We start from the raw sequence: 16,687 nt of genomic DNA, 5'->3' as shown, positions 1-16,687 counted from the left end.
AGCGTTAGAATGAGCCAACATTCGACGTACTCTATGAGAAAACTATGCGCATTCACATTCTTGGGATCTGTGGCACCTTTATGGGCGGGCTGGCGGTGCTGGCTCGTTCGCTAGGGCATGAGGTGACCGGCTCTGACGCTAATGTCTATCCGCCGATGAGCACGCTGTTGGAGAAGGAAGGGATCGACCTGATCCAGGGCTACGATCCTGCTCAATTGGATCCGGCGCCGGATCTGGTGATCATCGGTAACGCCATGACGCGGGGTAATCCTTGCGTTGAAGCGGTACTGGAACAAGGGATCCCTTACGTTTCCGGCCCGCAGTGGCTGCACGATTATGTGCTGCGCGATCGCTGGGTGCTGGCCGTGGCCGGCACGCATGGCAAGACCACTACCGCCGGTATGGCCACCTGGATCCTGGAAGCCTGCGGCTATCAACCGGGCTTTGTTATCGGTGGCGTTCCGGGCAACTTTGACGTTTCCGCGCGTCTGGGCGGTAGCCCGTTCTTTGTGATCGAAGCCGATGAGTATGACTGCGCCTTCTTCGACAAGCGTTCCAAGTTTGTGCATTACAGCCCGCGTACGCTGATCATGAATAACCTGGAGTTCGATCACGCTGATATCTTCGACGATCTGAAAGCGATCCAGAAACAGTTCCACCATCTGGTGCGTCTGGTGCCGGGCAAGGGCAAGATCATTTTGCCTGATAACGACAACCACCTGAAACAGGTGATGGCGATGGGCTGTTGGAGTGAGCAAGAGCTGGTCGGGGAAGAGGGCGCATGGCGCGCTCAAAAATTAACGCCGGACGCCAGCCATTATGCGGTGTTCCTCGACGGCGAACAGGTGGGCGAAGTGAAGTGGTCGCTGGTGGGTGAACACAACATGCATAACGGTTTGATGGCCATTGCCGCCACGCGCCACCTTGGTGTGCTGCCAGCCGATGCCTGTCGCGCGCTCGGTGAGTTTATCAATGCTCGCCGCCGTCTGGAACTGCGCGGTGAAGCTCATGGCGTTACGGTGTATGACGATTTTGCCCATCACCCAACGGCGATCCTGGCGACCTTGGCCGCATTGCGCGGCAAGGTTGGCGGTACCGCGCGCATTTTGGCTGTGCTCGAGCCGCGCTCCAATACCATGAAAATGGGGATCAGCAAGAATGATTTGGCACCGTCTCTGGGCCGTGCCGATGAGGTCTTCCTGTTCCAACCGCACCATATCCCCTGGCAGGTGGCGGAAGTCGCGGAAGCCTGTGTACAGCCGGCCCACTGGAGCGCCGATCTCGACACGCTGGTGGACATGATCGTGAAAACGGCCCAGCCTGGCGACCACATTTTGGTGATGAGTAACGGCGGCTTCGGTGGGATCCATGACCGTTTGCTGGAGGCATTGGCCCACAAGTCAGAACCTAAAGTGACTTATTGATCGTCGATTCAGTGTGACTGAAGCAAAACTAAAAGGCCGCTTGCGGCCTTTTCTTTTGCCCATAAAAAAGCCCTCGCGAGCGAGGGCAACGGGGTTCGTCGGATAGGACGACGAAGTTTCTTCAAGGAATCAGTGCTTACGATAGAACTCGGCAGTGGCAGTGACGAGGGTAATCAGTTCGGTAAGCAGGGTTCCCTGAATTGTTATTTGTAGATTTCGGCTGTCGCGTGCCAATTGCCGTTTTCGTAGGCTTCGATCACGCGGTAGGCTTTAGCGCCTTGTTTATCGGCTTTGTCAGACAGGGCCTGGCGAATATCGGAAGGCGCGCCGGTGACGCCGCTGACGGTGATGGTACCGGCAGACTGGAGCGTATTGGCCTGGTCGTTAGTGATTAACGTCGCGGCGGAAGCGCCGAACGAAACGACAGACAGCAGGCTAAGTGCAGCGAGAGTGGTTTTCATGTTCATGATAGTGCGTCCTGTTGTGATAACCGCCTGGAAGGGCTTTTGCAGCGTTTTTGTACTTGAAGGCTGTTATCAGTGGTGCTCGGTACCAGAGTTATATTGCCCGTTGCCGGGTAACGCCTTGTACTTATTTGTAAATTTCTGCTGTCGCGTGGAAGTTACCTTCGTTGCGTGCTTCGATTACACGGTAAGCGGTCGCCCCTTTGGCATCGGCTTTTTCAGACAGTGCCTGACGGATATCTGAAGGTGCACCGGCAACGCCGCTGACGGTAATGGTGCCTGCAGATTGCATTTTTGCGGCCTGGCTTGCATCAACAGATTGTGCTGCAAATGCGCCGAAAGAAAGCATGGAGAGAACGCTCATGGTTGCAATGGTAGATTTAATTTTCATGATTTGACCTTTTCGTATTCTTTTATCAGTTCCAGCGAACTGTGATTTACGTCACGGAAATGAGTATACATCTAGTAACGCCAAAAATTAATAGTTCGCTAACAGTTTCTAGTGAAACTTTATTATGACGATCCTTATCTTTTATAACCAGATGGAATAAAAAGCGGTTATAAAACGATCTTTTGATGTTAAATTTATGTAATTTCAATAAGGTAAGTGCTTTTGACCAAAAGTGCGGAAGATCACAGTAGCTATCACTAGCTAAGCGGAAATGTCATTGAAATGTGTTGCGAAGAGAAAGAAACCTGGCGTTAAAAGTGGTAGGGGGAGGGGGAAAAGTAAGGATGGGGTTAAAGAAACGCTAACAAAACGCGACGGCTCGCCGCATTTTGTTAGCGTTATGCATCACAGCTCCTGTTCGAACAGGGTCAGGATGGCTTCGTACAGCTGGCGCGCGGTAAAGCTGCTGGCTGGGGTAACGAAAATGGTGTCGTCACCGGCGATGGTGCCGAGAATACCTTCGGATTTGCCCAGAGAATCCAGCAGGCGAGCAATGAGCTGCGCGGCGCCGGGGCTGGTGTGGATAACGACAACTGCATCGTTATGATCGACATCCAGCACCAGATTCTTCAGCGGGCTGGTAGTGGTCGGCACGCCGAGTTCAGCGGGAAGGCAATACACCATTTCCATTTTGGCATTGCGCGTACGCACCGCGCCGAACTTGGTCAGCATGCGCGATACTTTGGATTGGTTGATGTTTTCGAAGCCTTCTTCTTGCAGCGCCAAAACAATCTCGCCTTGAGAACTGAATTTTTCTTCTTTCAATAACGCTTTAAACGCCTTGATCAGATCTTCCTGCTTTGCGGGATTACGCATTTTGCACCGTGGAATGTTGACAATAGAAGTGATTATTATGCATATAAATGAATTTTTATGCAATCAAAGGACGCCCGGAAAAAATAACAATGCCCGGACAACGAGGAAAGGGCAGCATTTTAACAAAATCCGTACCCCATGAATATGCCCTTTCGGTGACCGAAAATGCCGCCCTCGGTGGTAAAGAAAATGTTATTAAAATGATGTTGTTCTGATGTTGTGTAAGGGTGTAATGTAACCGCCGGTTAACTTGCTCGTGAATAACCTCGCAGTATTTTTGATTAGTGTGCGCTATGCCCTTAATGCGTAAGCTATTTAATCTAAAATGAGCGCGACATCGGCTGTTTTATTGCGCCAGTTCTCAAACAGACTGTTAAGAGATTGTTTTTAAAGGTGTAATAATTTAAGGTCCGTAACCAACATATTCACGGCGCTTTATATATTTAAGATAATAAAGGAGTATAGGATGAAAGTTGCAGTTCTCGGTGCTGCTGGCGGTATCGGCCAGGCCCTCGCCCTTCTACTCAAAACCCAGCTTCCTTCAGGTTCTGAACTCTCTCTCTACGACATTGCCCCCGTTACCCCAGGCGTTGCCGTCGATTTAAGCCACATCCCAACCGCAGTGAAAATCAAAGGCTTCAGTGGCGAAGACGCTACTCCAGCTCTGCACGGTGCAGACGTGGTGCTGATTTCTGCAGGCGTTGCGCGTAAACCAGGTATGGATCGTTCAGATCTGTTCAACGTGAACGCAGGTATCGTGCGTAATCTGATCCAGCAAGTGGCAACCACCTGCCCGAAAGCCTGCATCGGCATTATCACCAACCCGGTCAACACCACCGTGGCTATCGCGGCAGAAGTGCTGAAGAAAGCCGGTGTTTATGACAAGAACAAACTGTTCGGCGTGACCTCGCTGGATATCATCCGTTCCAACACCTTTGTGGCTGAGCTGAAAGGCAAAAAACCGGAAGAGCTGAACGTGCCGGTTATCGGCGGACACTCTGGCGTGACCATTTTGCCGCTGCTGTCGCAGATCCCTGGCGTGAGCTTTACCGATCAGGAAGTGGCCGATCTGACCAAGCGTATCCAAAATGCGGGTACTGAAGTGGTTGAAGCCAAAGCCGGCGGCGGGTCTGCAACCCTGTCTATGGGCCAGGCGGCGGCGCGTTTCGGCCTGTCTCTGGTTCGTGCGTTGCAAGGCGAAAAAGGCGTGGTGGAATGTGCTTATGTGGAAGGCGATGGCAAATACGCTCGCTTCTTCGCGCAGCCGCTGGTGCTGGGTAAGAATGGCGTTGAAGAACGCAAAGACATCGGCACTCTGAGCGCGTTCGAACAGAAAGCGCTGGAAGACATGCTGGATGTTCTGCACAAAGATATCGAACTGGGCGAAAAGTTTATCAATAACTGATCATCCAGCAGTGCATGAGTATGCATAGGCCGCCGGACAACGTACCGGCGGTTTTTTTATGCCCGCAGCTAGGACCGAATACGGGCTTTTCGATCCAGTAAGTTATTGGTATGGGGATCGAAATAGCGGCTCGGCCAGATTTCCGCAGGGTGTATATCGAGCGTTTCGGCAATCAGCCATTCTCCTTTTGGCCAGGGACGCGACAGTGCGTTTGCCAGCGTTGATGAGCTAAGTCCTGCCTTGCGCGACACCGCCGCCAGTGTCGTTCCCTTCTTACGTAAAGCCGCAATGATATCCGCCGGATGCCAATCCTTGTTCCTTGAGTTCATGTTTGCATTCCTTTTTTGATTAGCGAAAGTTCTGTTAGTGGTATAACTAACAGGTCAAGATTAATCGTTTGAACAACATGAAACGCTTATACGGAAACTAGGATACCACTAAATTTCTTAAAAAATATCCAATAAATTTCCTAAAAAAGATCTTCGCCTACTTTTGCCCAGAGAACATGGCCATGAAAAAAGAGTGGTTTGCCGCCAAGGAATTGACCGGCGTGGCAGGGTTACCTTCCTCACCACAGGGAATAAACTTGATGGCGCGTCGTGAAGGCTGGATCAGCCGCCGGCGCAAAGGCGTACAGGGAAAGGCGCTGGAGTATCACATTGACAGTTTGCCGACCGGTACGCGCAATTTACTGATCTTGAAAGAGGAGCCGGCGCTGTATGGAGTTGAGCGCAAGGATCCGCTGACGGTGTGGATTGAGTATTACTACCACCTGACGGAGAGCGAACGCGAAAAGATGTTGGCTTTCCTGATGCGGGAAGGGATTGGCGGCCTGCTGGCGCGTGTCTTTCCGGGGAAATGAACAGACCCGCATCGCGGGTCTGTGGAAACTGCAGGGCGTTTATTATTTCTTAAAAATCGCGTTGAACTGCAAGATGGGCTAATCCTTCCAGCGCGGCACGGTGGGCAGACTCCGGCAGCACCTGCAGTGCGGCAATCGCCTTGTCGGCCTCTTCCTCAGCGCGTTGGCGGGTATATTCCAGCGAGCCGCATTGCTCCATGGCCTGTAAAACCGGCTCCAGCAAATGACGACCGTTGCCCTGTTCAATCGCGCCGCGGATCATGGCTTTCTGCTCGCCTTCACTATTATGCATGGCATGCAGCAAGGGCAGCGTCGGTTTGCCCTCGTTAAGATCGTCACCGGTATTTTTACCCAGGGTGCTGCCGTCGGCGCTGTAATCGAGCAGGTCGTCGATCAGCTGGAAGGCGGTGCCAAGATAGCGGCCGTAATCCTGCAGCGCTTTTTCTTCTGCCTCGCTGGCGCCCGAAAGGATCGCCGAAGATTGTGCCGCCGCTTCGAACAGGCGTGCGGTTTTGCTGTAGATCACCCGCATGTAGCTTTCTTCGGTAATGTTCGGATCGTTCACGTTCATTAACTGCAGCACTTCACCTTCGGCAATCACATTGACCGCCTCGGACATCAGCGCCAATACACGGAGCGATTCCAGGCTGGTCATCATCTGGAAAGCACGCGTATAGATGAAGTCGCCAACCAATACGCTGGCGGCATTGCCGAAGGCGGCATTGGCAGTGGCCTTGCCGCGACGCATATCGGATTCATCCACCACATCATCATGCAGCAGGGTTGCGGTATGAATGAATTCGATCAGCGCAGCGACGGTAATGTGTTTATCACCCTGATAATGCAATGCCCGCGCCGCCAGAACGGCGATCATCGGGCGGATGCGTTTACCGCCACCACTGATAATGTAATAGCCAAGCTGATTGATGAGCGTGACATCGGAATTCAGCTGTTCGAGAATTGTTGCGTTCACGGCCGCCATATCTTGCGCGGTTAACTCGGTAATTTGCTCTAGGTTCATTGTATTTTTTTCAGCTGTGTTTCTCTTCACCGCGTTGAGATCGCTGCTCACATCGGTACATGGCGGTAACTGTCCTACTGATTGTACTTGAAAAACGCCTCAGATAAACGCCATGAAAGAAACTGTGCTTTTTTTCTTCTTTTTTGTACTTCTGGTCTTATTCTGCTCTTGTCATATGCTGGATTATTGCGTAGAATTCGCGCCCTATTGTGAATATTTATAGCGCGCTCTGTACTGAACAGTTGGGCACGCGGAAAGCGGAGTTTTATATGTACGCGGTTTTCCAAAGTGGTGGTAAACAACACCGAGTAAGCGAAGGTCAAACCGTTCGCTTGGAAAAGCTGGACATCGCAACTGGTGAAGCTGTTGAGTTTGACCAGATTCTGATGATTGCTAATGGCGAAGATATCAAAATCGGCGTTCCTTTCGTCGATGGCGGTAAGATCAAAGCTGAAGTCGTTGCTCACGGTCGTGGCGAGAAAATTAAGATTGTTAAGTTTCGTCGTCGTAAGCACCATCGTAAGCAGCAGGGCCACCGTCAGTGGTTCACTGACGTTAAAATCACCGGCATCAGCGCTTAAGTTAGGGGAGCAGATTAATGGCACACAAAAAGGCTGGCGGCTCGACTCGTAACGGTCGCGATTCAGAAGCTAAACGTCTGGGCGTTAAACGCTTTGGCGGCGAAGCAGTACTGGCAGGCAGCATCATCGTTCGTCAGCGCGGCACTAAATTCCACGCTGGTACCAACGTGGGTTGCGGCAAAGACCACACTCTGTTTGCTTTGAAAGACGGTAAAGTCAAATTCGAAGTTAAAGGCCCGAGCAATCGTAAATTCATCAGCATCGAAGCTGAATAATTTTTCGAGCCTTACGAAATAGATGTAAGCCCCGCAACTCGTTGCGGGGCTTTTTACATTTATGGGCTGCTTGTGCATCGGCCCGTCAGCGCTGGCAAAAGGTAAGATGGAAACGAAACAGCAGGTCGGAATTGGCATTTTCCTGGCGGTAACTACGGCAGTTTGCTGGGGTGCATTGCCGATTGCGATGAAAGAAGTGCTGGTAGTGATGGAGCCGTTTACCGTCGTTTGGTATCGATTTACCATCGCGGCGCTGGGGCTGGGGATCATTTTGGCCGTGCGCGGCAGATTGCCGCCGGTGACCATGTTCCGTCAACCACGCTGGCTGCTGATTTTGGCCATCGCCACCGCGGGCTTGCTGGGGAATTTTATCTTCTTCAGCTCTTCGTTGCAGTACCTTAGCCCGACCGCATCGCAGGTCATCGGCCAGCTGTCGCCGGTCGGTATGATGTTTGCCAGCGTGCTGGTTTTAAAAGAGCGGATGCGCATCACCCAGGTGATTGGCGCACTGATGCTGATTTGCGGGCTGCTGTTGTTCTTCAATGTCAGCCTGATTGAGATTTTCACCCGCCTGACGGATTACACCCTGGGGGTGCTGTTGGGCGTGTGTGCGGCGATGGTCTGGGTGACTTATGGCGTGGCGCAGAAAGTGTTGCTACGTCGATTAGCCTCGCCGCAAATTCTGGTAATGTTGTACACTTTATGTGCGATCGCGCTATTCCCTCTGGCCAAGCCTGAGGTGATTTTCCAGCTCAGCGGCTGGCAATTAGCCTGTTTGCTGTTCTGTGGCGCCAACACGCTGATTGGCTATGGTGCGCTGGCGGAAGCCATGGCGCGCTGGCAGGCGGCGCAGGTGAGTGCGTTAATCACGCTGACCCCGCTGTTTACCCTGCTGTTTTCAGATTTGTTGGCGCTGGCCTGGCCACACGTATTCGCCGCCCCGACATTGAATGTCGTCGGTTATGTCGGCGCTTTCGTCGTGGTAGCGGGCGCCATGTTTTCCGCAATTGGTCACCGTTGGTGGCCGCGACGGGCAGAAACCCGCCTGGTTGCTCCTTTGAAGCAGCCCGGTGAATGATTTACGGAGACGGTAAATGAAGTTTGTAGATGAAGCAGCGATTTTGGTCGTTGCAGGTGACGGTGGTAATGGTTGCGTCAGCTTCCGCCGCGAAAAGTATATCCCGAACGGCGGCCCTGATGGCGGTGACGGCGGCGATGGCGGCGACGTCTATCTGTTGGCGGACGAAAACCTCAACACGCTGATCGACTACCGCTTTGAGAAATCTTTCCGTGCTGAACGTGGCCAGAACGGCCAAAGCCGTGACTGTACCGGCAAGCGTGGCAAAGATATCACCATCAAGGTACCGGTCGGTACCCGCGTGCAGGATCAGGGCACCGGTGAGATCCTCGGTGACATGACTCGCCATGAACAACGTCTGATGGTGGCGAAGGGCGGTTGGCACGGTTTGGGCAACACCCGTTTTAAATCATCAGTTAACCGTGCGCCGCGCCAGAAAACGCTGGGCACCGCCGGTGAAGCACGTGACATCTTGCTGGAGCTGTTGCTGCTGGCCGATGTTGGCATGCTTGGCCTGCCAAACGCCGGCAAATCCACCTTCATTCGTGCAGTGTCTGCCGCTAAGCCGAAAGTGGCCGACTATCCATTTACCACTCTGGTCCCAAGCCTGGGCGTGGTACGTATGGATCACGAACAGAGCTTCGTTATTGCCGACATTCCTGGCTTGATCGAAGGGGCTTCCGACGGTGCCGGCCTGGGTATTCGCTTCCTGAAGCACCTGGAGCGTTGCCGCGTTCTGCTGCACCTGGTGGATATCGCACCTATCGATGAATCCGATCCGGTAGAAAACGCCAAAGTCATTATCAACGAGTTGAATCAATACAGCGAAAATCTGGCGCAGAAGCCACGCTGGCTGGTTTTCAACAAGGTTGACCTGATAGGTGAGGAAGAAGCTGCCGAGCGCGCCAAGGCGATTGCAGAAGGCATGGGCTGGGAAGGCAAGTACTACATGATCTCCGCGGTGAATCGCGAAGGCGTGAATGCGCTGTGCTGGGACGTGATGAAGTTCATCAACACCCAACCGAAAGCCATGGCTATCGAAGAAAGCGCACCGGAGAAAGTCGAGTTCATGTGGGATGATTACCACCGTGAACAGATCGCTGAAGTGGAAGCTGAAGCGGAAGACGATTGGGATGATGACTGGGACGAAGATGACGACGAAGGCGTCGAAATCATTTACCAGAAATAATCTTGCAAAGAAAAGGGCTCAGTTAAAAACTGGGCCCTTTTTTATTGGCATTATTTTTTCAGGACATTCTCAGGTAACCAGCATTGTGCATTCAGCCCGTGGGTATCCTGGCGATTTTCCAGAGTCAGACGGCCCTGATGCAGTTGCACTATGCGGGTGACGATGTTCAGTCCCAGTCCGCTGCCGCCATAGCGCTGATCCATACGGCGGAATGCCTGAGTGAGCTCACCTTCCATTTGTTCTTTGATTCCCGGGCCTTCATCCGTCACCTGCAACTGATAGCCGGGTTTCTGCTGTGTCAGCTGCACCTGAATGCTGCTGCCTTCCGGGCTGTAGCGGTGAGCATTTTCTACCAGATTACGCAGCAGCAGGCGAAGCAGGACCGGATCGCCATGCATCGGGGCCGCTGCCGGGAGCTGCCATTGCAGTTTTTGTCCGCGCTGGCGGGTCAACTCCTCAAGTTCTTCTTGTAGCGGCAGGATCACGTCGCTCACCCAATCGAAACGCTGATAGTGGCCGCTGGCAAAGTCTTGTCCGGCGCGTGCGAGCATCAGCAATTGTTCGACGGTATGCATCAGTTGATCGATGCGGGTGATCAACGGCTTACTTTGCGGGACCCCCTGTTTTTCCATTAACTCCAGGTGCAGTCGTATCCCCGCCAGTGGCGTACGTAACTCATGTGCGGCATCTGCGGTGAACAGTCGTTCCTGTTGAATGGTGTTATCCAACCGTGAGAACAGTTGGTTGAGTGTGGTGGTGACCGCCATAATTTCGAGGCTGTCTCCGCTGAGCGGCAGAGGCGTCAGGTTATCGGCGGAACGCTTCTCCAACCGTTGCTGCAGCTGATTGAGCGGGCGAATAATCCAGCTGATAGCCCAGAATGAGGCCAGCAGGGTGACGATCATCATGATCAGCGAAGGGGCGAGCAGTGAGGCTATCGCCTCGGCGATTTCCGTATCGACACGCTCGGTACGCACCTTGGCCGACAGGGTTTCATCCACCAGGAAACTGATTTGCTCCTGGCTTTCATGCCAGAGCCAAAAGGCGCTGATTAACTGGGTGACCAACAGGATCAGCGCCAGCATCAACAACAGACGACGGCGCATGCTGATCATGATGAGGATTCCAGACGATAGCCAATGCCACGAACGGTACGGATGCGGTCCTTGCCCAATTTGCGGCGCAGGTTATGGATATGCACTTCCAGCGTGTTGGAGCCTAAATCATCCTGCCAGGTATAAAGATCCTGCTGCAACAGCTCGCGATTAACCGTTTGACCGGCGCGCATCATCAGCCGGGAGAGGATGGCGAATTCTTTCGGCGTCACCTCCACCGGCTGCTGCTGAACATAAACCTGCTGGCTGGAGAGATTGAGCTGGAGATCGTCCAACTGAATAAGATTGTCGCTGTGGCCCTGATAGCGGCGGATCAGGGCGCGCACGCGCGCCTGTAGTTCAACTAACGCGAAGGGCTTGACCAGGTAATCGTCAGCACCGGCGTCCAGCCCCTCGACCCGGTCTTCCAGTGCGTCACGGGCGGTCAAAATCAGCACTGGCAGGTCGACCTGCTGGCGGCGCCACTGCCGCAGCAGGCTGGCACCATCCATGTCGGGCAAGCCCAGATCGAGGATAATCATGCTGTATTGGCTGGTGATGAGCAGAGCATTGGCCTCCGCTGCCGTGGCGGCGCAGTCACAGGCATAGCCTTCCCCGGCTAATGCCAGTGCCAACCCTTGTTGCAGCAGCTCATCGTCTTCCACAATCAGCAGTTTCATCATAACCCTCAGTTATTCTGATAAATATCCCGGTACAGACGGCTTTCGAAACGAACCAGTGGCGCTCGACGCTGCTTTTGATCTTCCGGCGGTACGGCATAGCCTGAAAGATACTGTACGAAGGCAAAACGCTGGCCGCTGGCGGTAGTGATAAATCCGGCCAGGTTATATACGCCCTGCAGCGCACCGGTTTTGGCGGAAACTTTACCGTCGACACCGGCTTCGTGCAGCCCGCCACGGTAGCGCAGCGTTCCGTCGTAACCGGACAGCGGCAGCATCGAAATAAAGTTCAGCTCGCTGTCATGCTGCGCAATGTATTGCAGCGCCTGCATCATGGTCGCCGGAGCCAGCAGGTTATGGCGTGAAAGGCCTGAGCCGTCTACCACGATGCTGTTGCCCAAATCCACGCCGGCCTTCTGACGCAGCACCTGACGCACGGCGTCAGCGCCGGCACGCCAGGTACCTGGAACGCCAAAACGTTCATGACCGATGGTGCGGAAGACGGTATCGGCAATCATGTTGTCCGATTTCTTCAGCATAATCTTCAGCAATTCGTGCAACGGTGCTGATTGAGTCTGGGCGATCACCGTGCCTTTCAGGCCCGGCTGTGTCTGGCGCTTCAGGTGTCCGTCAATCTGGATACCGGCCTGGGTCAGCTCATCTTTCAGGATCGCCCCGGCATAGCTGGCACCATCCTGAATGGCGAAGGCCAGCGGCAGGGGATCGCTGCGTTGGGTCAGGCAACCGGTTAGGGTAAAGCGGTTCAATTCGCCCGGCACCACATCCAGCTCGCAGTATTGGGCATCCGCGGACCCTTTCGCCAACGTGCGAACCTGGCTAAACATATTGACCGGATAATAGGAGGCCACGCGAATAAAGGCCATATCGCCCGGATTGGGGGCGCTGTACAGCGACACCGAGAAACAGTTGCGGTCGACTATCGCCGCCGCCGGCGGTGCGCTGAAACACTGCGTCAGGTCGTTCCACGGCCAGCCGGGGGCTTTGTCATGGCTGGCGAATACCGAGGTATCGACCAGCACATCGCCGGTAATCTGGTGCACGCCCTGTTTTTTCAGGATCGCCACCATGTTGCGCAGGCTCTGGCGCTTAAAGGTCGGATCGCCGCCAAAGCGGGCAATCAGGTTGCCGCGCAGCACGCCGTCGCTGATGTCGCCCTGGCTCTCCAGCGTGGTGGTGAAGCGATAGTCTGGGCCGAGCTGCAACAAGGCAGCTAAAGCGGTCAGTACTTTTTGGGTACTGGCCGGCAACGCCATTTGCTGAGAGTGATAATCGATGGTCGGAGCGCTAGCGCCGATCTTCTGAACTACCAGGGCAAGGTTGGCCCCATCAGGCAAATATTGTGTGTAATCTTCAACCGGGGCCGCATTCGCATTCAGAACAAATGCGCAAGCCAATGCACTGACAATTCGTGAAAAACGCATAATCTCGGGATAACAGCTGGATAACGTGCCGTCATACTACGGTGCATTCAGGGAAAAAGTAAACGATGACCCTCAAGGAACTCTAGGCTAAAATGCGTATCAAAATGCAAAATCGATCCTGACTTGGGCAAGGGTTCCGAGTCAGGCTTCTTTTGTTTATCGCCTGGAGGCGGGGGGCACGTACCCACCGTTTTTTCATACGAACACGTCAGGATGACGGCTATTTGAACAGGAAAGATTTAGAGGTATTTATACTATGAAACAGATTCCGATGACCTTGTTTGGCGCTGAAAAACTGCGCGAAGAACTCGAATATTTGAAAGGCGTGCGCCGTCCGAAAATCATTGCGGACATCGCTGACGCCCGTGAACACGGCGATTTGAAAGAAAACGCAGAGTACCATGCGGCGCGTGAGCAGCAGGGATTCTGTGAAGGACGTATCCAGGAAATTGAAGCCAAGCTGTCGAACGCGCAGGTGATCGATATCACCAAGATGCCAAACAATGGCCGCGTGATTTTTGGCGCTACCGTATCGGTGCTGAACCTGGATAGCGAAGAAGAAGTGACCTACCGTATCGTTGGCGACGACGAAGCTGATTTCAAGAAAAATCTGATTTCTGTCAATTCGCCTATGGCACGTGGCCTGATCGGCAAAGAACAAGATGATGTGGTTGTGATAAAAACCCCGGGTGGCGATGTCGATTATGAGATCTTGAAGGTTGAATATCTCTGATCACCTTCCAATCGTGCAGAAAATCGCCAGGGTTTTGTAAAGAAAGGAAAAAGGCCGCGTGCGGCCTTTTATCTGAATCAGGTGCATGGCACCTTTTCGTTAACCCAATGCTTATTAACGCGGTAGACTGATCTTGCGCTCTTTAGACGGGCGGTAAAGAATAAGCGTACTACCGATGACTTGCACATTGCAGGCACCCGTTTCGCGCACGATAGCGTCGGCGATCAGGGTTTTGGTTTCGCGATCTTCAGCAGCGATTTTTACCTTGATCAGCTCATGATGCTCCAGAGCCTGTTCAATTTCAGCCAGCACCCCTTCGGTGAGACCGTTATTACCCAGCATGACAACCGGTTTTAACGGATGCGCCAGGCCTTTCAGGTGCTGTTTTTGTTTATTATTCAGATTCATTGTCTTTTTTGCTTAAGTTGGGATTGAAAACGGTACATTCTACCGCCATCTCATGTATATCACCAAATCGGTCTTCATCGGTGTGAGTCTACATGAGCTGCGAACCTGACATTAAGACTCTTTTTATGATAGTTGGAAAACGAGATGGCTAATAAAAAGCGTTCTGCTAGCTCCAGTCGCTGGTTACAAGAACACTTTAGCGATAAATATGTGCAACAGGCGCAGAAAAAAGGGCTACGTTCGCGCGCCTGGTTTAAACTTGATGAAATACAGCAGAGTGACAAACTGTTTAAACCTGGCATGACCGTAGTAGATTTAGGTGCGGCGCCGGGTGGTTGGTCGCAGTATGTCGTGACCCAGATTGGCGGTTCCGGCCGCATCATCGCCTGTGATATTTTGCCAATGGATCCTATCGTTGGCGTCGATTTCCTTCAGGGCGATTTTCGTGATGAACTGGTGCTCAAGGCTCTGTTGGAACGTGTAGGTGAAAGTAAGGTTCAGGTGGTCATGTCTGACATGGCCCCGAATATGAGTGGCACTCCGGCCGTCGATATTCCAAGATCGATGTATCTGGTGGAATTAGCACTGGGAATGTGTCGTGATGTCCTCGCACCAGGCGGAAGTTTCCTGGTGAAGGTGTTCCAGGGAGATGGCTTTGACGAGTACCTACGGGAAATTCGCTCCCTGTTTACGAAGGTTAAGATTCGTAAGCCAGACGCTTCCCGCGCACGTTCGCGCGAAGTGTACATTGTAGCGACAGGGCGCAAGCTGTAGTACCCTAACGCTGTTTGTTAACACAGTTGTAATATGAGGTTAATCCCTTGAGTGACATGGCGAAAAACCTAATTCTCTGGTTAGTCATCGCGGTAGTGTTGATGTCTGTATTCCAGAGCTTTGGGCCCAGCGAGTCGAATGGCCGTAGGGTGGATTACTCTACCTTCATGTCCGAACTGACCCAAGATCAGGTTCGCGAAGCGCGAATCAATGGACGTGAAATTAACGTTACCAAGAAAGACAGTAACAAATACACGACCTACATCCCTGTCAACGATCCTAAGTTGCTGGATACGTTGTTGACCAAGAATGTGAAAGTGGTTGGTGAACCGCCTGAAGAGCCGAGTTTGCTGGCTTCTATCTTTATTTCATGGTTCCCGATGCTGTTGCTGATCGGGGTCTGGATCTTCTTCATGCGTCAAATGCAGGGCGGCGGCGGCAAGGGCGCGATGTCCTTCGGCAAGAGCAAGGCCCGCATGCTGACGGAAGACCAGATCAAAACCACTTTTGCTGACGTTGCCGGCTGTGACGAAGCGAAAGACGAAGTAAGCGAACTGGTGGAATACCTGCGCGAGCCGAGCCGTTTCCAGAAGCTGGGCGGCAAGATCCCGAAAGGCGTGCTGATGGTTGGCCCGCCGGGGACAGGTAAAACCCTGCTGGCGAAAGCGATCGCCGGTGAGGCGAAAGTGCCGTTCTTCACCATTTCCGGTTCTGACTTCGTGGAAATGTTTGTGGGTGTCGGTGCTTCCCGTGTGCGTGACATGTTCGAGCAGGCGAAGAAAGCGGCACCGTGCATCATCTTTATCGATGAAATCGATGCCGTCGGTCGCCAGCGTGGTGCCGGCCTGGGCGGCGGTCATGACGAACGTGAGCAGACGCTGAACCAGATGCTGGTTGAGATGGACGGCTTTGAAGGCAACGAAGGTATCATCGTTATCGCTGCGACCAACCGTCCAGACGTGCTTGACCCGGCGTTGCTGCGTCCAGGCCGTTTCGACCGCCAGGTTGTGGTGGGCTTGCCGGACGTGCGTGGCCGTGAGCAGATCCTGAAAGTGCATTCACGCCGCGTGCCACTGGCACCCGATGTTGATGCTTCTGTACTGGCTCGTGGTACGCCTGGCTTCTCCGGTGCTGACCTGGCCAACCTGGTCAACGAAGCTGCGCTGTTTGCCGCACGTGGAAACAAACGTGTTGTGTCGATGGTGGAGTTCGAAAAAGCCAAAGACAAGATCATGATGGGTGCAGAACGTCGCTCCATGGTGATGACCGAAGCGCAGAAAGAGTCGACCGCGTATCACGAAGCTGGCCACGCCATTATTGGTCGCCTGGTTCCTGAGCACGATCCGGTGCATAAGGTCACGATTATTCCTCGTGGCCGTGCGTTGGGTGTGACCTTCTTCCTGCCGGAAGGGGATGCGATCAGCGCCAGCCGTCAGAAGCTGGAAAGCCAAATCTCTACTCTGTACGGCGGTCGTCTGGCTGAAGAGATCATTTACGGACCGGAAAAAGTCTCTACCGGTGCCTCGAACGACATTAAAGTGGCGACCTCGATTGCACGCAACATGGTGACCCAATGGGGCTTCTCCGAGAAGCTGGGGCCATTGCTGTATGCGGAAGAAGAGGGCGAAGTGTTCCTGGGCCGTTCAGTGGCCAAGGCGAAGCACATGTCGGACGAAACCGCGCGCATTATCGACCAGGAAGTTAAATCCCTGATTGAACGTAACTATGTGCGAGCGCGTTCGCTGTTGATGGAAAACATGGACATCCTGCATTCAATGAAGGACGCCCTGATGAAGTACGAAACCATCGACGCGCCGCAGATTGACGATCTGATGAACCGTAAAGACGTGCGTCCGCCAGCGGGTTGGGACGATGTGGGCAAGGGCAGCAATTCCGACAACGGTGGCACACCAAAAGCCCCGACGCCGGTTGATGAACCGCGCACACCAAACCCAGGCAATACCATGTCTGAACAGCTAGACAAGTAACT

At 53.3% G+C, this 16,687-nt stretch carries 20 protein-coding genes; 11 read left to right on the top strand and 9 right to left on the bottom strand.

Going from position 1 to position 16,687, the window contains the following annotated elements:
* Positions 1-44: 44 nt before the first annotated feature.
* Positions 45-1,424, top strand: a complete 1,380-nt coding sequence (gene mpl, locus AC1RKG_RS20945) for a UDP-N-acetylmuramate:L-alanyl-gamma-D-glutamyl-meso-diaminopimelate ligase (RefSeq protein ID WP_261109397.1) — start codon at positions 45-47, stop codon at positions 1,422-1,424.
* A 203-nt stretch (positions 1,425-1,627) separates the two neighbouring features.
* Here the strand turns inward: mpl and yhcN (AC1RKG_RS20940) are convergent, their stop codons facing one another.
* The 3 genes from yhcN (AC1RKG_RS20940) to argR form a co-directional block, all read right to left on the bottom strand.
* Positions 1,628-1,891, bottom strand: coding sequence for a peroxide/acid stress response protein YhcN (gene yhcN / locus AC1RKG_RS20940; RefSeq protein ID WP_020824935.1), 264 nt, complete (start codon positions 1,889-1,891; stop codon positions 1,628-1,630).
* A 124-nt stretch (positions 1,892-2,015) separates the two neighbouring features.
* Positions 2,016-2,279, bottom strand: coding sequence for a peroxide/acid stress response protein YhcN (yhcN, locus tag AC1RKG_RS20935; RefSeq protein WP_259219882.1), 264 nt, complete (start codon positions 2,277-2,279; stop codon positions 2,016-2,018).
* A 405-nt stretch (positions 2,280-2,684) separates the two neighbouring features.
* The gene (argR, locus tag AC1RKG_RS20930; RefSeq protein WP_020824937.1) at positions 2,685-3,155 is read right to left on the bottom strand and encodes a transcriptional regulator ArgR; all 471 of its coding nucleotides are present in this window, start codon (positions 3,153-3,155) and stop codon (positions 2,685-2,687) included.
* A 47-nt stretch (positions 3,156-3,202) separates the two neighbouring features.
* On the opposite strand from argR, the gene AC1RKG_RS20925 reads away from it, so the two are divergent.
* Entirely contained in the window at positions 3,203-3,370 is a 168-nt protein-coding gene (locus AC1RKG_RS20925; protein ID WP_153263177.1) for a hypothetical protein, read from the top strand.
* A 251-nt stretch (positions 3,371-3,621) separates the two neighbouring features.
* A complete protein-coding gene (gene mdh / locus AC1RKG_RS20920) occupies positions 3,622-4,560 on the top strand; it encodes a malate dehydrogenase (RefSeq protein WP_020824938.1) in 939 nt (312 codons plus the stop codon).
* Positions 4,561-4,628: 68 nt separating this feature from the next.
* Here mdh and AC1RKG_RS20915 read toward each other — a convergent pair whose 3' ends face one another.
* The gene (locus AC1RKG_RS20915; protein ID WP_020824939.1) at positions 4,629-4,889 is read right to left on the bottom strand and encodes a helix-turn-helix domain-containing protein; all 261 of its coding nucleotides are present in this window, start codon (positions 4,887-4,889) and stop codon (positions 4,629-4,631) included.
* Positions 4,890-5,071: 182 nt separating this feature from the next.
* Between AC1RKG_RS20915 and AC1RKG_RS20910 the strand changes: the two genes are divergently transcribed.
* A complete protein-coding gene (locus AC1RKG_RS20910; RefSeq protein WP_259219890.1) occupies positions 5,072-5,422 on the top strand; it encodes a DNA-binding protein in 351 nt (116 codons plus the stop codon).
* Positions 5,423-5,471: 49 nt separating this feature from the next.
* Here AC1RKG_RS20910 and ispB read toward each other — a convergent pair whose 3' ends face one another.
* Positions 5,472-6,443, bottom strand: coding sequence for an octaprenyl diphosphate synthase (gene ispB, locus AC1RKG_RS20905; RefSeq protein WP_020824941.1), 972 nt, complete (start codon positions 6,441-6,443; stop codon positions 5,472-5,474).
* 269 nt (positions 6,444-6,712) lie between these two features.
* Between ispB and rplU the strand changes: the two genes are divergently transcribed.
* The 4 genes from rplU to cgtA all read left to right on the top strand — a co-directional run bounded on the left by rplU (position 6,713) and on the right by cgtA (position 9,566).
* Entirely contained in the window at positions 6,713-7,024 is a 312-nt protein-coding gene (rplU, locus tag AC1RKG_RS20900) for a 50S ribosomal protein L21 (RefSeq protein ID WP_004933561.1), read from the top strand.
* A gap of 17 nt (positions 7,025-7,041) precedes the next feature.
* A complete protein-coding gene (gene rpmA / locus AC1RKG_RS20895) occupies positions 7,042-7,299 on the top strand; it encodes a 50S ribosomal protein L27 (protein ID WP_004933559.1) in 258 nt (85 codons plus the stop codon).
* Positions 7,300-7,405: 106 nt separating this feature from the next.
* Positions 7,406-8,377 (top strand): DMT family transporter, encoded by a 972-nt coding sequence (locus tag AC1RKG_RS20890; RefSeq protein WP_041415179.1) that lies wholly within the window; start codon positions 7,406-7,408, stop codon positions 8,375-8,377.
* A gap of 16 nt (positions 8,378-8,393) precedes the next feature.
* The gene (gene cgtA / locus AC1RKG_RS20885) at positions 8,394-9,566 is read left to right on the top strand and encodes an Obg family GTPase CgtA (RefSeq protein WP_020824943.1); all 1,173 of its coding nucleotides are present in this window, start codon (positions 8,394-8,396) and stop codon (positions 9,564-9,566) included.
* A 50-nt stretch (positions 9,567-9,616) separates the two neighbouring features.
* Here cgtA and pmrB read toward each other — a convergent pair whose 3' ends face one another.
* The 3 genes from pmrB to dacB are packed head-to-tail and all read right to left on the bottom strand — an operon-like array spanning position 9,617 to position 12,782.
* A complete protein-coding gene (gene pmrB / locus AC1RKG_RS20880) occupies positions 9,617-10,681 on the bottom strand; it encodes a two-component system sensor histidine kinase PmrB (RefSeq protein WP_122076758.1) in 1,065 nt (354 codons plus the stop codon).
* Positions 10,678-11,340, bottom strand: coding sequence for a two-component system response regulator PmrA (gene pmrA / locus AC1RKG_RS20875; protein ID WP_122076761.1), 663 nt, complete (start codon positions 11,338-11,340; stop codon positions 10,678-10,680). Before pmrA ends, pmrB begins: the two co-directional genes overlap by 4 nt.
* A gap of 8 nt (positions 11,341-11,348) precedes the next feature.
* Positions 11,349-12,782, bottom strand: a complete 1,434-nt coding sequence (dacB, locus tag AC1RKG_RS20870; protein WP_234530566.1) for a serine-type D-Ala-D-Ala carboxypeptidase — start codon at positions 12,780-12,782, stop codon at positions 11,349-11,351.
* A gap of 256 nt (positions 12,783-13,038) precedes the next feature.
* Here dacB and greA point away from each other — a divergent pair, with 256 nt between their 5' ends.
* Positions 13,039-13,515 (top strand): transcription elongation factor GreA, encoded by a 477-nt coding sequence (gene greA / locus AC1RKG_RS20865; protein ID WP_020824947.1) that lies wholly within the window; start codon positions 13,039-13,041, stop codon positions 13,513-13,515.
* Positions 13,516-13,629: 114 nt separating this feature from the next.
* Here the strand turns inward: greA and yhbY are convergent, their stop codons facing one another.
* Complete coding sequence (yhbY, locus tag AC1RKG_RS20860) at positions 13,630-13,923, bottom strand: ribosome assembly RNA-binding protein YhbY (RefSeq protein WP_004933536.1); 294 nt, start codon at positions 13,921-13,923, stop codon at positions 13,630-13,632.
* A gap of 144 nt (positions 13,924-14,067) precedes the next feature.
* Between yhbY and rlmE the strand changes: the two genes are divergently transcribed.
* On the top strand, positions 14,068-14,697 hold the full coding sequence (rlmE, locus tag AC1RKG_RS20855; protein WP_012004940.1) for a 23S rRNA (uridine(2552)-2'-O)-methyltransferase RlmE: 630 nt from the start codon (positions 14,068-14,070) through the stop codon (positions 14,695-14,697).
* A 56-nt stretch (positions 14,698-14,753) separates the two neighbouring features.
* Positions 14,754-16,685 carry an ATP-dependent zinc metalloprotease FtsH gene (gene ftsH / locus AC1RKG_RS20850; RefSeq protein ID WP_041414147.1) on the top strand — a complete coding sequence of 644 codons (1,932 nt, stop codon included), beginning with the start codon at positions 14,754-14,756 and terminating at the stop codon, positions 16,683-16,685.
* The last annotated feature ends 2 nt before the right edge of the window (positions 16,686-16,687 follow it).

This window comes from Serratia sp. GW822-FHT06D09 (genome assembly GCF_058799515.1).
This window is presented reverse-complemented; position numbering and strand designations above follow the sequence as displayed.

Excerpts from the sequence above, each read along its gene's own strand:
- mpl (WP_261109397.1), top strand. The coding sequence starts at position 45 with ATGCGCATTCACATTCTTGGGATCTGTGGCACCTTTATGGGCGGGCTG.
- pmrA (WP_122076761.1), bottom strand. The coding sequence starts at position 11,340 with ATGAAACTGCTGATTGTGGAAGACGATGAGCTGCTGCAACAAGGGTTG.
- yhcN (WP_259219882.1), bottom strand. The coding sequence starts at position 2,279 with ATGAAAATTAAATCTACCATTGCAACCATGAGCGTTCTCTCCATGCTT.
- ftsH (WP_041414147.1), top strand. The coding sequence starts at position 14,754 with ATGGCGAAAAACCTAATTCTCTGGTTAGTCATCGCGGTAGTGTTGATG.
- AC1RKG_RS20925 (WP_153263177.1), top strand. The coding sequence starts at position 3,203 with ATGAATTTTTATGCAATCAAAGGACGCCCGGAAAAAATAACAATGCCC.
- AC1RKG_RS20910 (WP_259219890.1), top strand. The coding sequence starts at position 5,072 with ATGAAAAAAGAGTGGTTTGCCGCCAAGGAATTGACCGGCGTGGCAGGG.
- mdh (WP_020824938.1), top strand. The coding sequence starts at position 3,622 with ATGAAAGTTGCAGTTCTCGGTGCTGCTGGCGGTATCGGCCAGGCCCTC.
- cgtA (WP_020824943.1), top strand. The coding sequence starts at position 8,394 with ATGAAGTTTGTAGATGAAGCAGCGATTTTGGTCGTTGCAGGTGACGGT.
- rpmA (WP_004933559.1), top strand. The coding sequence starts at position 7,042 with ATGGCACACAAAAAGGCTGGCGGCTCGACTCGTAACGGTCGCGATTCA.
- AC1RKG_RS20890 (WP_041415179.1), top strand. The coding sequence starts at position 7,406 with ATGGAAACGAAACAGCAGGTCGGAATTGGCATTTTCCTGGCGGTAACT.
- AC1RKG_RS20915 (WP_020824939.1), bottom strand. The coding sequence starts at position 4,889 with ATGAACTCAAGGAACAAGGATTGGCATCCGGCGGATATCATTGCGGCT.
- argR (WP_020824937.1), bottom strand. The coding sequence starts at position 3,155 with ATGCGTAATCCCGCAAAGCAGGAAGATCTGATCAAGGCGTTTAAAGCG.
- rlmE (WP_012004940.1), top strand. The coding sequence starts at position 14,068 with ATGGCTAATAAAAAGCGTTCTGCTAGCTCCAGTCGCTGGTTACAAGAA.
- greA (WP_020824947.1), top strand. The coding sequence starts at position 13,039 with ATGAAACAGATTCCGATGACCTTGTTTGGCGCTGAAAAACTGCGCGAA.
- dacB (WP_234530566.1), bottom strand. The coding sequence starts at position 12,782 with ATGCGTTTTTCACGAATTGTCAGTGCATTGGCTTGCGCATTTGTTCTG.
- pmrB (WP_122076758.1), bottom strand. The coding sequence starts at position 10,681 with ATGATCAGCATGCGCCGTCGTCTGTTGTTGATGCTGGCGCTGATCCTG.
- rplU (WP_004933561.1), top strand. The coding sequence starts at position 6,713 with ATGTACGCGGTTTTCCAAAGTGGTGGTAAACAACACCGAGTAAGCGAA.
- yhcN (WP_020824935.1), bottom strand. The coding sequence starts at position 1,891 with ATGAACATGAAAACCACTCTCGCTGCACTTAGCCTGCTGTCTGTCGTT.
- yhbY (WP_004933536.1), bottom strand. The coding sequence starts at position 13,923 with ATGAATCTGAATAATAAACAAAAACAGCACCTGAAAGGCCTGGCGCAT.
- ispB (WP_020824941.1), bottom strand. The coding sequence starts at position 6,443 with ATGAACCTAGAGCAAATTACCGAGTTAACCGCGCAAGATATGGCGGCC.